The 14,169-nt window shown below is 57.5% G+C and carries 16 protein-coding genes; 9 read left to right on the top strand and 7 right to left on the bottom strand.

Annotation, left to right across the window (positions count from 1 at the left end):
- Positions 1-129 precede the first annotated feature (129 nt).
- Both NW834_RS11030 and NW834_RS11025 read right to left on the bottom strand, forming a co-directional pair.
- Positions 130-663 carry a thermonuclease family protein gene (locus NW834_RS11030; RefSeq protein WP_011431781.1) on the bottom strand — a complete coding sequence of 178 codons (534 nt, stop codon included), beginning with the start codon at positions 661-663 and terminating at the stop codon, positions 130-132.
- Between the two features lie 202 nt (positions 664-865).
- Positions 866-994, bottom strand: coding sequence for a hypothetical protein (locus tag NW834_RS11025; protein WP_414328685.1), 129 nt, complete (start codon positions 992-994; stop codon positions 866-868).
- Between the two features lie 492 nt (positions 995-1,486).
- Here NW834_RS11025 and NW834_RS11020 point away from each other — a divergent pair, with 492 nt between their 5' ends.
- Together NW834_RS11020 and NW834_RS11015 are read left to right on the top strand one after the other, a co-directional pair.
- Complete coding sequence (locus NW834_RS11020) at positions 1,487-2,074, top strand: lysostaphin resistance A-like protein (protein WP_414328684.1); 588 nt, start codon at positions 1,487-1,489, stop codon at positions 2,072-2,074.
- Between the two features lie 174 nt (positions 2,075-2,248).
- Positions 2,249-3,040 (top strand): alpha/beta hydrolase, encoded by a 792-nt coding sequence (locus NW834_RS11015; RefSeq protein ID WP_414342726.1) that lies wholly within the window; start codon positions 2,249-2,251, stop codon positions 3,038-3,040.
- A gap of 80 nt (positions 3,041-3,120) precedes the next feature.
- Here the strand turns inward: NW834_RS11015 and NW834_RS11010 are convergent, their stop codons facing one another.
- Positions 3,121-4,176 carry a hypothetical protein gene (locus tag NW834_RS11010; RefSeq protein ID WP_414342724.1) on the bottom strand — a complete coding sequence of 352 codons (1,056 nt, stop codon included), beginning with the start codon at positions 4,174-4,176 and terminating at the stop codon, positions 3,121-3,123.
- A 270-nt stretch (positions 4,177-4,446) separates the two neighbouring features.
- Here NW834_RS11010 and NW834_RS11005 point away from each other — a divergent pair, with 270 nt between their 5' ends.
- A complete protein-coding gene (locus NW834_RS11005; RefSeq protein WP_414418879.1) occupies positions 4,447-5,097 on the top strand; it encodes a peroxiredoxin in 651 nt (216 codons plus the stop codon).
- A gap of 184 nt (positions 5,098-5,281) precedes the next feature.
- Here the strand turns inward: NW834_RS11005 and scpB are convergent, their stop codons facing one another.
- A complete protein-coding gene (scpB, locus tag NW834_RS11000; RefSeq protein WP_414328681.1) occupies positions 5,282-5,779 on the bottom strand; it encodes an SMC-Scp complex subunit ScpB in 498 nt (165 codons plus the stop codon).
- A 171-nt stretch (positions 5,780-5,950) separates the two neighbouring features.
- A complete protein-coding gene (locus NW834_RS10995; RefSeq protein ID WP_414418878.1) occupies positions 5,951-8,107 on the bottom strand; it encodes an NAD(P)H-quinone oxidoreductase subunit 5 in 2,157 nt (718 codons plus the stop codon).
- 336 nt (positions 8,108-8,443) lie between these two features.
- On the opposite strand from NW834_RS10995, the gene NW834_RS10990 reads away from it, so the two are divergent.
- Positions 8,444-8,800, top strand: coding sequence for a single-stranded DNA-binding protein (locus NW834_RS10990; protein WP_414418877.1), 357 nt, complete (start codon positions 8,444-8,446; stop codon positions 8,798-8,800).
- Between the two features lie 25 nt (positions 8,801-8,825).
- Here NW834_RS10990 and NW834_RS10985 read toward each other — a convergent pair whose 3' ends face one another.
- Positions 8,826-9,608, bottom strand: coding sequence for a cobalt-precorrin-6A reductase (locus tag NW834_RS10985; RefSeq protein ID WP_414418876.1), 783 nt, complete (start codon positions 9,606-9,608; stop codon positions 8,826-8,828).
- Positions 9,609-9,672: 64 nt separating this feature from the next.
- Here NW834_RS10985 and NW834_RS10980 point away from each other — a divergent pair, with 64 nt between their 5' ends.
- The 3 genes from NW834_RS10980 to ispG are packed head-to-tail and all read left to right on the top strand — an operon-like array spanning position 9,673 to position 12,334.
- Entirely contained in the window at positions 9,673-10,188 is a 516-nt protein-coding gene (locus NW834_RS10980) for a bifunctional nuclease family protein (RefSeq protein ID WP_011431791.1), read from the top strand.
- A 45-nt stretch (positions 10,189-10,233) separates the two neighbouring features.
- Complete coding sequence (locus tag NW834_RS10975; RefSeq protein ID WP_414418875.1) at positions 10,234-11,055, top strand: MOSC domain-containing protein; 822 nt, start codon at positions 10,234-10,236, stop codon at positions 11,053-11,055.
- Between the two features lie 49 nt (positions 11,056-11,104).
- Complete coding sequence (gene ispG, locus NW834_RS10970) at positions 11,105-12,334, top strand: (E)-4-hydroxy-3-methylbut-2-enyl-diphosphate synthase (RefSeq protein ID WP_414343922.1); 1,230 nt, start codon at positions 11,105-11,107, stop codon at positions 12,332-12,334.
- A 69-nt stretch (positions 12,335-12,403) separates the two neighbouring features.
- Here the strand turns inward: ispG and NW834_RS10965 are convergent, their stop codons facing one another.
- Positions 12,404-12,844 (bottom strand): hypothetical protein, encoded by a 441-nt coding sequence (locus tag NW834_RS10965; protein WP_414418874.1) that lies wholly within the window; start codon positions 12,842-12,844, stop codon positions 12,404-12,406.
- 75 nt (positions 12,845-12,919) lie between these two features.
- On the opposite strand from NW834_RS10965, the gene NW834_RS10960 reads away from it, so the two are divergent.
- Both NW834_RS10960 and NW834_RS10955 read left to right on the top strand, forming a co-directional pair.
- Positions 12,920-13,591: a hypothetical protein gene (locus NW834_RS10960; RefSeq protein ID WP_414418873.1), complete on the top strand. Its 672-nt coding sequence runs from the start codon at positions 12,920-12,922 to the stop codon at positions 13,589-13,591.
- Positions 13,592-13,796: 205 nt separating this feature from the next.
- The gene (locus tag NW834_RS10955) at positions 13,797-14,093 is read left to right on the top strand and encodes a DUF2470 domain-containing protein (protein ID WP_011431796.1); all 297 of its coding nucleotides are present in this window, start codon (positions 13,797-13,799) and stop codon (positions 14,091-14,093) included.
- The last annotated feature ends 76 nt before the right edge of the window (positions 14,094-14,169 follow it).

The raw sequence follows: 14,169 nt of genomic DNA, 5'->3' as shown, positions 1-14,169 counted from the left end.
GGTAGTAATCCGTACTGAACATATTATACATTATTTTCAGTATAGTTGAGCTTATTATTGACTAGAGTCATGCTCTTTCCTCTCTGCTCCCTTGAAGATTAAAGAACTGAAGTTCAGTATAAAGCCAACTCAGAGACGGCTCCAAATGCCAAGGCGCTCCTGCTGGGCTTTTTCTTGTAGGCCACCGTAGTAGCTGTCGTACTTGATGTTGTGGCTGTAGGGGATGATGCGGGCCAGGCCATTGCGCACCAACATGGCGTTCATCTGATGGCCTTCTAACCAGACATAGGCCTCCACCAAGCCCGTAGCATCTACGTTGCGCAGCAACTTATCCCCTTCCAGCTTGACGGTGCGGTAGAGGATGCGCTCCCGCATCAGTTCAATGGCTTGCTGGTAATAGGGGTTTTCTTCCGGGCTAAGACCCTCGATCCCGGCCAACCGGATTAGGCGCATCTTCTGTTCCCCTTCGATTTGCACCACTAGGGTGTCGCCGTTGACCACCCGCACCACAACCGCATCTGGGTAGCGATCGAAGCGGTGGTTGTCGAAGTAGAACGGGGTATCGGGAACGACCCGGGGCTCTCCAAACCCGTGGCTGGGAAGGACGGGTATGGCCAGAAGCAATCCCAATGCAGCAGAGCCGAGAGCAATACGCTGGAACATGACCTTAATCCCCCACTTTGGACGCAGCCCCCTCTTCTTTTCCCGCCGGGGAGTTTCCGGTGGCAACGCTCAAAGTGTAATGGTAGCGGCAACTCTCCAGAAAACAATCCCACCGCAGATTTGAATTGGCCAGCAGTAGATCCGCCGTTGGTTGGGTTGCCCAAGGCTCCCAGGCGACTGAGCCATTCCTGCTCGCTTTTCTTCAGTTCCCCGGCTCTCCCCGCAGTTGCTGGGCAAATTTGTCGGCGAACTTGTCGCTGTCGAAGCGAGCCTGCGCGTTTTGAATGGCTTGGTGAATGCGCCGCTCGGTCGCGTCCGTGGTGCGGAGCACTTTGCACCCATCTCGGGTGTGGGTATTTGGGGTATAGCCGGGCTGAGGGTAAAAGCTTGGAAGCCCTTCTCTACTCTAAGCCTTGAATCACGTTTTTCTTTCTGCTTCTCCCAAGGCGGCTCCGGCGGTCGTTGCCAAGGTATTAAAAGTTCCACGGCTCCTGCTCTCTTTGGGAGACATTCTGAACTCAAAAAGAGGCTCTGGGGTGGTTATTTGTAGAACCCAAGCTACTACGCGGGTACAGCGGGGCAAGTTTCCGGAGAGGTTATCAAGCGCTACACAGAGGCTCAGAAGACAGAGCAAGGGGGCGATTGAGTCCCTTTGGTCACACTCAAGGCTCATATCCATGCTGGCTTACAAGCTGAGGCAGTTTTGAGGGACGCTCTGTAGCTGCTGTCAACCTGCCGTGAACCTAGGACCGCTGAGATAAACGATGATAAAAACAGCAGCTGCTGTTAACCCTCCGGAGTTCGAAGCCTAGGGATCCCCTCCATGACTTCCCAGATTCAGCCCTGCACACGCGAACAGATCTTGAATGGAATGGGCATCACCACCCTGTTTTCGGCTCTCATTGTGGGTCTCTGGATCTGGCTGGGATCCTCCTTTCCCGTGCCGTTTCGCTGGGATCCCCTAGCCTTGGCGTGGGGGGCAGGGCTGGGACTGGGGGTGGCTCTGCTCAGCGGCGGGGTTTACCGGCTCTGGCCAGCCTATCGTCGGGCAGCCACTGCCTACTTACACTGGGTGGCGGATCCCTTGCAGTGGGGAGATATCCTTTGGGTGGGCCTGCTGCCGGGCTGGAGCGAGGAATGGCTGTTTCGCGGTGTGCTGCTGTCAGCTCTGGTGGCCAGCCCCTTAGGGTGGACAGGCGGGATCCTGCTGAGCGGCCTCTTGTTTGGCGCCTTGCATTGGCTGGGATGGCAGGGCTGGCCCTATGCCGTCTGGGCCAGCGGGGTTGGTATCCTCATGGGGATTGGCTTGTGGCTGTCGGGAAACCTGTTGGTCACCATTGTCGCCCACACCCTTGTCAACTGGATTGGGGTTTGTGCCTGGAAATGCTTTTTCTCTCAAGCGGAGCCCTGAAGGATGCAGTTTTCCTGCTCCCCTCTTCCCTTATGGGAAAGGGGTTGCCTGTAAGCAGCGCAGAACCTTGGGCAAGTGCCGCAAATTGAGCTTAACTTACTTGTCGATGCCTTCCTGTCAATGCCCCACCGAGATCTCCTACAACTAGTTTGGGGATCCTTCCCATGGCTGCGCGTGGGGCGATCCTTGCTGCTGGTCGGGCTGGTGGTGTACGGCTACCTGCTCTGGCTGGGCTGGTTTCAATCGGAGCGGCTGATCTTTCTGCCCCAGCCCGCCAGCTATCGAGATGGGGATGCCATTCTCAAGCTCACGACCTCTGATGGGCTACAGATTTCAGCGGTACATTTGCCCAATCCCGCCGCTGCCTACACCCTCCTCTACAGCCATGGCAACGCCGAAGACTTGGGGGATATCCTGCCCCGCCTGGTGGGCCTGCAGCAGGCTGGGTTTGCCGTCTTGGCCTACGACTACCGCGGTTACGGCACCAGCGAAGGGATCCCTTCCGAGGCCGGCGCTTACAAAGATATCGAGGCCGCTTACACTTACCTAGTTGCCCAAGGGATCCCGCCGGAGCGGATCTTGGTCTATGGAAGATCAGTAGGGGGCGGGCCCTCGGTTTACCTGGCAGCGCAAAAACCAGTGGGCGGCCTGATCCTGGAATCTACTTTCGTGACTGCCTTCCGCGTCTTGACGCGCATCCCGCTGCTGCCCTTCGATCGCTTCGACAACCTCAGCCGCATGGCCAAGATCAATTGCCCGCTGCTAATTTTGCACGGTACCCAGGATCGTCTAATCCCCTTCTGGCATGCTGAAGCCCTTTACCAAGCAGCGAGGGATCCCAAACGCTTGGTGCCCATCGAGGGAGCCGATCACAACAACTTGCTGCAGGTGGCCAGAGAGCGCTATGTCACCATCCTGCACCAATTCGTGGCCGAGCTGGTGGATCCCAAGCTGCAGGCAGGCTGAGCAGCAACTGCCAATGTTCCCTTCCTTGCGTAACTGGGAGGTCGCGAGCGGGAATTAGGAATGGTGGCGTTAACTGGCCTTTAAGCTTTTTGAGCCAGCAATTCTTGCAACAGATTCTGCGCCGTCTCCATAAAGCGCATCACATCGGGATGATGGCTCCAGATGGGGTCATTTTCAGGAAAAACCTCCAGCGAGAACATACCCTGCACTGCCTGGAGGTAGGGCAGCAGGACGGCATAGCTGGCCTGGCTGAGACCAGACCTCAGAACCTTATCCAAGAGCTTGAGCATCTGCCGTACCAGCTCCCAGCTCACTTTCAAAGGGGGGTAGAGCATCACACAGAGGGGAAACAGCTCCTGCTGGATAGCCGCCATGCTGCCTTCTAGGGCACAGAGGCCCAAGTACACCTGAAACATCTCCACATCGCGGATGCTGGAAATCCGCACGTTCAGATCTGTCAAGGGACCGCTTTCGCAGTGATAGTCCGGAAAACGTTGGGCTACCTCGGCACAAATGGACTCTGCCACGCTGGTAACCAGGGGCAAGAGCTCTTGAATAGCAGCCAAAGGCGCAGAAAAGTGATCGCCTGCCTGGGCGGCAGCGGCCTCGTACATCCTCTGCAAAGGCATGTACAGGTGGTCATCCATGACCTTCAAGTAGGGGTGGAAGAGACCCCGCTCCTGGGGCAGCAGAGCCTGCAGGACCATTTGCCCCGTGTAGTGAAATTGCATGCTTAAAAAGCCAAGTACCCGCGGATCCGGCTTGCTGTAGCGAGCCCGCAGCTGGCCACAAGATGGCGCGATCTTTACCGAAAAGCGGGCTGGTGAGAGGCCCTCCCCACAACTTGCTGCTGCCTTTTCAAATAACTCCTGGGAATCCTCGGCAATTTGCCAGGGATCAATCAAGTCCGGATCCAGCCGCTGCCTCGGTATTTCAGCAGCCAAGAGCCGCTCCGTCTTCGCCCAGGCCTGGGAGCTGGCAAAGCGCAAAGATCCCTTCACCTTGTCAGCTAGAGGGGCGCCTGGCAGCTCGCCCAAGGCAGCCTGTGCCCGTAGCTTGTCTACATATTTTTGCGCCCACAGGGTGGCCAAGCTGCAAGGTGTAACGGTTTCTGCGTCTTGCCTCAATTCTTCCATGGCCTACCTTACGTCAGAGGATCTAGTGCTACCTAGCATGCCAAAGAACTTAAGGAACGTTAAGATCCGCGCAGCAATTGTTTACGTTCTGCCTGGGCGCAAGGCGTCAGGGAAGAGGAGGAGCACTCCCTCCCGCCAGCAAGAATCTTAAAATCACCTGCAATCCGCTCGGAAAAGTGGAGTTATGTGGCAAGATCGGGAGGGATCGGGTCGAAGGATCCGGATCCCTGTCTCACCGGACTGAACCCTTTTACGGAGGATCAAGAGCGTATGTCTCTCCGACTTGGCGATACTGCTCCCAATTTCACGCAAAAGTCTACCCACGGCGAAATTGACTTCTACTCTTGGGCCGGGGATAGCTGGGTGGTGTTGTTCTCTCACCCCGCCGACTACACGCCGGTCTGCACCACGGAGCTAGGCACTGTTGCGAAGCTGATGCCCGAATTTGAAAAGCGGGGTGTGAAGGTGATCGCCCTCAGTGTGGACGATGTGGACTCCCACGTCGGCTGGGTGAAAGACATCGAGGAAACCCAGAACACCACCCTGAACTATCCCATCTTGGCGGATGCAGACCGCAAGGTTTCTCAGCTCTACGACATGTTGGATCAAACCAACATCAACCAAGAAGGGCTGCCCCTGACGGTGCGCTCGGTGTTCATCATCGATCCCAACAAGAAGATACGCCTCATTCTTACCTACCCGGCCAGCACGGGCCGCAACTTCGACGAGCTCCTACGGGTGATCGATGCCCTACAGCTGACGGATAAGTACAATGTCGTCACCCCTGCCGACTGGAAAGACGGTGACGATGTCATCATTCCGCCTTCGCTGAAAGATCCGGAAGTGCTGAAAGAGAAGTTCCCAAAAGGCTACAAGGAAATTAAGCCCTATTTGCGGGTCACCCCTCAGCCCAACAAGTAGAAGTCTCAGCAATCGAACCTACTTTCGGCTGATCCCTTCTCTGCCGAAGCTGCGCTCCCCTCGATTTGGATCCCCGACCAGGGGATCCTTTTTTATTTCAAGCCAGATTGAGACACTTTCCCTTTGGGAGAGGGGAGTTAGGGATCCCTCATTTTGCAGTTGGGGAAAGTTTATTCTTCAAAGTTTATTCTTCGGGGAAAGAAGCCGCCTCTGCTGCTTTTTTGGCCAGCTCATCTACCGTGAAGTAGCGATGAAACTTATCGGTCACCCGCAACCAAGGGGAACGGCAGCCTTCTTTGCGATAGCGGGTAACGAAGCCTTTTTCTACCAGCTCTGCCACGTGCTGATAAGCACCTTGACCGCGCAACTCCACCAAATCGGCTTGCGAGAGGGGGCCACGCAGAATGATTGTAGCCAGGGTACGGGTAGCACCCACCCCAATTTCAGGGGGTAAAAGCTGGTTGGCCAGCTCCAAAAACGGCTCCCGCAACTGCAGGGCAAACCCTTCCCCCACCTGTAGGACTTCCAGGGCAGAATCGCGATGGGCATAGTCTTCCATTAATTCCAGCAGCGCATCGTAGGCTTCGTCGCGACTGCAATGGGCCAACTGGGCCAGGGCGGATAGCTCCAGGGGCTGCCCTTTTAAGTAGAGGATCGCTTCGATCTGATTTTTCAGGGCCAAGACACGCTCCCTCTGACCTTGCCTTTCCGCCAACAAGGGATGCGAAATCGACTTAAGAGAACGCGGGGCCATTGCAACAAGGGATCCGCTTAACTTGCTCCGTAGCATAGCAGCAGTTCTAGGCTGAGGGATCCCTTGGCCAAGCGGGCCGGATCCATCCTCGCCTTCGAGCTAGAACCCTACCCCTGATGCCACCACCATCACCACCACCGCTGCAAAGATAATCAAAGCGTAAAACTGGGCCTTGCCGCTCTCCAGGTATTTCATCGCCTCGCCGCTCACCATGGTCACCAAGCCCGTCAGGTTGACCACACCATCCACAATGCGGCTGTCCACCTCCAGCGCCTCCCGTGCCACGAAGCGGGTGCCCTGCACAAAGACTCGCTCATAGAGGTCGTCAATGTACCACTTGTTGAGGGAGAAGTAGTAGAGCGGCTGCAGGCTTTGGGGGAAGGTGCCCGGGTCGATGCGCTTTTGCCAGTAGATCAAGCTGGCCAAGGTGATGCCGATCAGCCCCATGCCCACGGAACTACCCGCCATGATTAGAAACTCTGCCCAATCGAAATGGCCCGCCAGCACCTCCTGCCACTCTGCTGCCACCAGCGGTAAAATCGAGCCTGCCTCTGCCACAGACTCAGCCGGCGGGTGGATGAAAGCTTCAAAGAAGTTGGCAAAAGGGGTACCCACCAGGCCAATCAGCACAGAAGGGACGGCCAGAGCCAACAGCGGGAAGGTCATCGACCAAGGGGACTCATGGGGCTCTGAGGCATGGGCATCTCCGTCGTGCAGGTTTTCGTGGGCTTCAGGATGGCTGCTGGGCTGGGGTTTTTCTTGAATGTTCATGGCTCCAGGGCCAAAGGCCGGTTGTTTCCCCGCAAAAACGTAGGCAAAAGCCGGCACAGGACGGCCCTGGCTGATGGCCACCTCCTGCCGCAGTCTCAGGTTGGTGCCGCGAAACTCCCCTTCGAAGGTGAGGAAGTAGATGCGGAACATGTAGAAGGCGGTGATCCCGGCGGTGAGGAAGCCCACCCCCCACAGAGCTGGGTTCCGTTCGAAAACAGCGCCCAAGATCTCGTCTTTAGACCAAAAGCCGGCGAAGGGCGGGATCCCACAAATGGCCAACGTGCCGATCAAAAACGTGATGGCCGTAACCGGCATGTATTTGCGCAACCCCCCCATCAGGCGCATGTCTTGGGCCAAAACCGGGTCATGGCCGACCACCGCTTCCATGCCGTGGATAACTGAGCCAGAGCACAAAAAGAGCATCGCCTTAAAGTAGGCGTGGGTCATCAGGTGAAACAGGCCCGCCCCATAGGCGCCGCACCCCATGGCCATGACCATGTAGCCCAGCTGGGAAATGGTGGAGTAGGCCAAGCCTTTTTTGATGTCGTTTTGGGTGATGGCAATGGTGGCCCCCAAGAAGGCTGTGCCCGCCCCTGTCCAGGCGATGATGTCCATAGCCACCGGGATCCCTTCCAGCACCGGGAACATGCGGGCCAAGAGGAATACCCCAGCCGCCACCATCGTGGCTGCGTGGATGAGAGCGGAAATGGGCGTGGGGCCCTCCATGGCATCCGGCAACCACACATGCAGCGGGAACTGGGCCGACTTGGCCACCGGCCCCAAGAACACCAACACCGCAAACAGGGCAATCAAGCTGCTGCTCACTGCCCCGCTAGCCAGCATCTCCTGCAAGTTGCGCCCGATCTCGTCAAACGCGAAGGTACCGGAAATCCAGTAAAAACCTAAGATGCCCAACAGCAGGCCGAAATCTCCCACCCGGTTGACCACAAACGCCTTTTGCGCTGCTTCTGCCGCTGCCTGCCGGTCGTGCCAAAAGCCGATGAGCAGGTAGGAGCACATCCCCACCAGCTCCCAGAAGATATAGATCTGCACCAGGTTGGGGCTGACCACCAAGCCCAGCATCGAGGAGCTAAATAAGCTCAGGTAGGCGTAGAAACGCACATAGCCGGGATCGTGAGCCATGTAGCCATGGGAGTAGATCTGCACCAGAAAGGCCACGGTGGTCACCACCACCAGCATCATAGCGCTCAGGTGATCCACGACAAAGCCCATGTCCACCGAGAAGGATCCCGCCTGGGCCCAGGTGATGGTTCTGAGGACGGTTTCGTGCCCTTGCACCTGGCTGACCAAAAGGGCAAAGGCATGAACCATCGCCGTCCCGGTCGCGAACACGCTCAAAAAGGCAGCCAAAGAGCGGTTGGCCCTTGTCCAGGCGTTGAACATCAGGATGCCTAAGCCGAGGAGAAAGGCCGCCACCAAAGGATAGACGGGGATCAACCAGGCGTACGTGTAGATGAATTCCATGGGAAATGCTTCCGAATGCGTCCTCTCACAGCAACGAACCTGCTCTGCTAGCCCTGCAATTGGCCGGTGGGAGTGTCTGGTGGGCTGGCATTTGCTCAACTGCTTCTGCCATTGTAAACTTTTGCGACAGAGTGCGGATCCGGATCCCGAGCATCAAGTCCATCACAGCAGAGGCTTTTCCCAGAGATCAATCGGGATCCCCGCAGTTGAATCTGTAAATATCCTAAAGAATCGGCTCTGAGCCCAAGCTGACGGTCGCAAGCAAAAAGATGACAGGGATCCCTTGCGAGCGCTACAACGAAGGCTAGATCTACTGGCGGTCTGGAGAAACTACCCATGAGCTTGAACCTGGTGACCTTGGTGGGGCGAGCCGGCATGGATCCGGAGGTGCGCTACTTTGAGTCAGGCAAGGTGGTCTGTACTTTTAGCTTGGCGGTCAACCGATTCCGCAAAGGGGAAGACAAGCCCGATTGGTTCAGCCTAGAGTTGTGGGACCGCACTGCCGAGGTGGCGGGAGAGTATGTGCGCAAAGGCAGTCTTATCGGAGTAACGGGCAGACTGAAGTTTGATCGCTGGAAAGACAAATCCACCGGAGAAGAGCGCCAGAGACCCATCATTGCTGTGGATCGGCTGGAATTGCTGGGATCCCGTCAAGACCGCGACTCCAACCTACCCCCCGAAGAGCCGTTTTGACCCGTTGGACTGGAGCTGGGCAACCTCAAGGTCCCGCTCCTTCCAAGCATCGCCTACAGGCCTGCACCACTGCTGTCAAATCCTGGCTGCACCAGGGATAGTCCAAGGGGGGTCGGCGGATCACCCACAGAGGGATCCCCAGGGTTTTGGCCACTGCCTGTTTGATCCCCAGCCCACCTGCTTCCCCAGAAGCTTTGCTGATCACCACCTGAGGGCTGAACCGCTGCCAAAGCTGCAGTTCTTGCTCAAAGCTGAGGGGCAAGCGCATCCCGATCACCCGCTCGGCAGGGATCCCGGCTTGCACCGCTTGGGGAACCGATTCCGGCAGCACCCGTGCCCACAGTTGGCAGCGATCTTGCCAAGGTACAAACAGGGGCAGGGCCTTCACTCCCACCGTCAACAGCACCCGCCGCCCTGCCAGCACCGCATCTGTGAGCACCCCCTGCCAGTCCGGTGCCACCTGGACCCAGGGATCCAGCTCCAGAGGAGGGCGTTCGTAGCGCAGGTAGGGGATCCTCAGTTGAGCCGTCACCTGGATGGCCAGTTGCGAGATTTGCTGGGCAAAAGGATGAGAGGCATCCACCACTACGCGGATCCGGCACTCTTGCAGGAATTGTTCCAGAGATGGCGGCGAAAATCGGGTGACCACCACCTGACCAGGCAAATCCTGATACAGCCTTCTGGCCCCTTCAGTGGTGACGGTTGCCACCCAAGGGATCCCCTGCCGGCTGAGGGCGTCGGCCAAGCTGCGGCTCTCGCTAGTGCCCCCGATCAAAGCCACTTCAACTGGACTACCAACTGAGCTCATGGTGTGTTGCCAAACTTTGACGCCCGTAGATACGATCTAGATCACCGGCTGGAGGCAATTGCTCATGATCGAGATGCATGTGGCTGGGATTGCGGTCGATGCCGTCAACCAAAACCCCATTGTCATCCTGCGCGATGGCAGTGAGCGTCGTGCCCTGCCCATTTGGGTGGGAAAAGCAGAGGCCAACGCCATTTTGCAGGCCCTGGACGACCAAAAGCCACTGCGCCCCATGACCCATGATCTCATCCTCAACTCCTGGAAGACGTGGGGGATCAAGCTGGAGCGAGTCATCATTCACGCGTTGCTGGATAACACCTTCTACGCGGTGCTCGTCACCGTGAATGGTGACAAAAAACAAGAGATCGACTGCCGCCCCAGCGACGCCATTGCCCTCGCTCTGCGGGCCCATGTTCCCATCTGGACGGTGGAAGAGGTCATTGCGGAAGCCTCGATCCCCATGAACCAGGATGCCGACGAGGCGGAGCGGGAGGCCTTTCGCAAGTTTGTAGAAAATGTAACCCCCAGAGACTTTATCCGCAGCTACCCCATGACCGACCATCCCACCGAAGCCGACAGTTAAGCAGCTAAGGCGGATCCCACCCCCAGGGATCCCGGCAGACAGGCCATGCCCCAGGTTGCCAGGTTAACGGTCTATCCCATCAAGTCCCTGGATGGGATCCCTCTGTCTGAGGTGAGGCTGACGGCGGGGGGAACTTTGGAAGGGGATCGCCGCTACGCCCTCTTGGATGCGGAGGGGAAGCGGGTGAACGGCAAACGCCATGCTGCAGTCCACCGCCTGCGTGCCCGGTTTGATCCCCGGTTGTGCCGGGTGCAGTTGTGGGGGGAGGGCAAGGCGGCTCAGTTTGACCTGCAGCAGCAGCGGGATGCTTTGCAGACTTGGCTCAGCGATTGGTTCGGTTTTCCGGTGCAACTGCTGGAGGAGCCTCTCAGGGGGTTTCCGGATGATCCCTATGCCAACGGCCCCACCCTGATCAGCATAGCCACTCTCGAGACAGTGGCCAATTGGTTCCCCGGCCTCACCCCCGAAGAGATGCGGCAACGCTTTCGCATGAATATCGAGCTGTCGGAATGTCTGCCCTTTTGGGAGGATCGTCTCTTTGCCCGCGCAGATCAAGGGGTGCGCTTTCGCATTGGGGAAGTGGAGCTGCTGGGCCTCAACCCCTGCGCCCGCTGTGTGGTGCCCAGCCGGGATCCCCTGAGCGGAGAGGCCTATCCCGGTTTTCAAAAGCACTTCGTAGCGCAACGGCAGAAAACCTTGCCACCCTGGGCCGAAGCCAGCCGCTTTGACCATTTCTATCGCCTTGGAATCAATACGTGGATCCCGAGAACGGAGGCGGGCAAGCACCTGAGGGTTGGGGATCCCGTCGAAATCCTCGGGGTTGAACCCCTCAGCCTTTACCCTGAGCTGAATCGAACCCCAGGTTAGTTTCCGACCTACAATCAAGCTAGAGCAGCTCTTTTGGCTTGACCAAGCTATGCAAACCCTGGATCGGCCCAACGCCCCCACTCAGCAGCCCTACCCAGAACCGGTCTATCCCCGTCGCCCCACCCGTACGGTGGCCGTAGCTGATGTGTTGATCGGCAGCCAGCACCCGGTGGTGGTACAGTCCATGATCAACGAGGACACCCTCGACATCGACGCAGCAGTAGCCGGGATCCGCCGTCTGCACGAGGCAGGCTCAGAGATTGTGCGGGTTACCGTTCCCAGCATGGCCCATGCCAAGGCGATGGAGGCAATTCGGGAGAAGCTGATCCAAACCTACAAGCCCGTGCCTTTGGTAGCCGATGTCCATCACAACGGCATCAAGATCGCCCTGGAGGTGGCCAAATACGTGGACAAGGTGCGCATCAATCCAGGGTTGTTCGTCTTTGAAAAACCTCAGCCCGGTCGCACAGAATATACCCAGGCGGAATTTGAGGCCATCCGCAACAAAATCCGGGAAACTTTCACCCCCCTTGTCCAGACCCTCAAAGCCCAGAACAAAGCCCTGCGCATCGGGGTAAATCATGGATCCCTGGCAGAGCGGATGCTCTTCACCTACGGGGATACGCCTGAGGGCATGGTGGAGTCGGCCCTGGAATTTGCCCAAATTTGCGCCGAGCAAGACTTTCACAATGTGGTGCTTTCCTTCAAGGCTTCCCGCCCGCAGGTCATGTTGGCGGCCTACCGTCTAGCAGCCCGTCGCTTCGATGCCCTGGGCCTAAACTATCCCTTCCACTTGGGCGTCACCGAGGCGGGCGATGGAGAATATGGGCGCATCAAGTCGGCGGTGGGGATCGGAACCCTCTTGGCTGAAGGGATCGGCGACACGATTCGGGTTTCTCTCACGGAAGCGCCAGAGAAGGAGATCCCGGTGGCCTACGGCATTTTGCAAGCTCTGAACCTGCGCAAAACCATGGTGGAGTATGTGGCCTGCCCTTCCTGTGGCCGCACCCTGTTCAATTTGGAGGAGGTGCTGCAGAAGGTGCGCGCCGCAACCCAGCACCTGGTGGGGTTAGACATTGCCGTGATGGGCTGCATTGTCAATGGGCCGGGAGAAATGGCCGACGCCGACTACGGCTATGTGGGTAAAACGCCGGGGGTGATCTCTCTCTACCGCGGCAAAGAAGAAGTGAAGAGGGTGCCGGAATCGGAAGGCGTGCAGGCGCTGATCGACCTGATCAAAGCCGATGGGCGCTGGGTGGATCCCCCTTCTTCCCATTAACTCTGCTTCCCCCTCAAAAAGCGACCTGTCCAGCCATCCTGCCGCGCTCTTGCTTCGCTCAGAAACTGGCTAGTGGCGTTTGCCACGCAGGGCTTTGGCGCGGTTGTTCACCTGCCTTACAAACAGAGGCAGCAGGTGCGCCCGGATATATTCAAACGCTGCTTGCAGACCTTCTTTTTCGTAAATCAGGCCGATTTCCGCTTCCACCTGCGTGGGATCCCTGAAGGCCGACAAAAATTGATTGGAGGTCAGCCAAGTGAAGAGTTCTGCGCGATTCAAGTCACAACTGGGCGGGGAAGGCACTTGCCAGTCTTGAGGTGGCCCAAGCAGCCACTGCCGGGCAAACAAGCTCAACACCGCATCCCCCAGCCAAGCCTTGTCTCGACGGGATCCCTCGTCCAATTGGGCCACCTGCTGTCTGATGGCCTGGCTGGTCGAGGAGCAATGGGATCCTGTCAGCATGGAAATGGGAAGTGTGCAAGAACTGGCAGCAGACAAGCTCGGCGGCAAAGCGCCCCTGCCTCATTTTAAGATAGGGTCTGGCCCGTTGCAGATGGAGTGTGGCATTGTGAGGATCCTTGGAGCATGTTGTTGGAGCTAACCCCAGAAGAATGCGAATCGGTGATTCCGGTGGTGCCAACGCGCCTTCAGTATGCGGCTTACTGGAGCGATGCCCTCAAGAGCACGGGCCGTATCATCACGGCCATTTTGGTGGGTGTGGCGTTGCTGGTTCTCTCTCGCGCTTTCGGCGAGGGATCCTTTCTGGGGGCGATCTCCTTTCTGGTCGGGATCCTCTCGTTGCTCTATCCCTTCCTGTGGGGGCCGCTCTATACCATCTCCCGCCGTCAGCTAGCCTTTCGCGAGATTCCCTATGGGGGATTGTTTTTTGGGCAGGTGTTGCGCACTCGCCGCTACGAGGTGGTGGTGGAAGAGCGAGAAAAGCTGGATGAAGATGGCAACTTCTACATTGAAGAGGTGCGGGAGCGCCAGTTTGAGATGGAAATTGGCGATGAGACCGGAGTCGTCTATCGTGTGCGGGCCAAGGACGATCCCCGCTACAGGCGAATTGTCAAAAAGCAATCGGTGCTCGGGTTGGTGAAAGCCTATTCCCGCGATTTGCAGCGCCGGCCCACCTTGAGCGAGGTCTATGTGGTCAAGCTGGGGGAGTGGGTGGGAGATGTCTCCTATCTGGATCGGGAGGCTTTTTTGGATATGGCAAATGAGCTGTTGGAGCTACAGGCCCAAGGACAAGCTTGATCCCCTGGATCCCTGGTGTTCTCTGGGATGGAGGGGAAGGGATCCCTGCCTTTTTATTCTGAAACCTAAACGGCTGCCTATCCGGGAGCGCCGCTTTTAACGCTGGGTTAGCCGCATTATTGTACTGGCCAGGGGTAGGGTTGGGTAGTTTACTGTGGACTGGCGGGAGCTTTAAACTGAGGGCTGTAAGCTAAAAACAACTGCCATGGGCGATCCTCTCACCCCCCAAGTTAGCGAGCGCATCTGCAAGCACATGAACGAAGATCATGCCGATGCAATAGCCCTCTACGCCAGGGTCTTTGGCCAGGTGGAAGGAGTTACCCAAGCCCGCATGCAGGCCATTGACCCGGAAGGGATGGACTTGCGGGTGCAGGTCGACGGGGCCGTACAAACGCTGCGGATCCGCTTCGACCACCCCCTGCGGGACTCCGAGGACGCCCATCAAACCTTAATTGCCATGGTGAAGCAGGCTCGCGCTCAAGTTAAACAGGCTACAAAGTGATGAGAGCATGACTCTAGTCAATAATAAGCTCAACTATACTGAAAATAATGTATAATATGTTCAGTACGGATTACTA

The organism is Synechococcus sp. R60.1, from assembly GCF_047461835.1.
Lineage (GTDB): Bacteria > Cyanobacteriota > Cyanobacteriia > Thermostichales > Thermostichaceae > Thermostichus.
Note: the sequence above shows the minus strand (reverse complement) of the source record. Positions and strands in the feature narration are given on the sequence as shown.

Coding starts and splice junctions, on each gene's coding strand:
- NW834_RS10995 (WP_414418878.1), bottom strand. CDS start 8,107: ATGGAATTCATCTACACGTACGCCTGGTTGATCCCCGTCTATCCTTTG.
- NW834_RS10960 (WP_414418873.1), top strand. CDS start 12,920: ATGTTGTTGGAGCTAACCCCAGAAGAATGCGAATCGGTGATTCCGGTG.
- NW834_RS11030 (WP_011431781.1), bottom strand. CDS start 663: ATGTTCCAGCGTATTGCTCTCGGCTCTGCTGCATTGGGATTGCTTCTG.
- NW834_RS10975 (WP_414418875.1), top strand. CDS start 10,234: ATGCCCCAGGTTGCCAGGTTAACGGTCTATCCCATCAAGTCCCTGGAT.
- NW834_RS11020 (WP_414328684.1), top strand. CDS start 1,487: ATGACTTCCCAGATTCAGCCCTGCACACGCGAACAGATCTTGAATGGA.
- NW834_RS10955 (WP_011431796.1), top strand. CDS start 13,797: ATGGGCGATCCTCTCACCCCCCAAGTTAGCGAGCGCATCTGCAAGCAC.
- NW834_RS10985 (WP_414418876.1), bottom strand. CDS start 9,608: ATGAGCTCAGTTGGTAGTCCAGTTGAAGTGGCTTTGATCGGGGGCACT.
- NW834_RS10980 (WP_011431791.1), top strand. CDS start 9,673: ATGATCGAGATGCATGTGGCTGGGATTGCGGTCGATGCCGTCAACCAA.
- NW834_RS10990 (WP_414418877.1), top strand. CDS start 8,444: ATGAGCTTGAACCTGGTGACCTTGGTGGGGCGAGCCGGCATGGATCCG.
- NW834_RS11010 (WP_414342724.1), bottom strand. CDS start 4,176: ATGGAAGAATTGAGGCAAGACGCAGAAACCGTTACACCTTGCAGCTTG.
- ispG (WP_414343922.1), top strand. CDS start 11,105: ATGCAAACCCTGGATCGGCCCAACGCCCCCACTCAGCAGCCCTACCCA.
- NW834_RS11005 (WP_414418879.1), top strand. CDS start 4,447: ATGTCTCTCCGACTTGGCGATACTGCTCCCAATTTCACGCAAAAGTCT.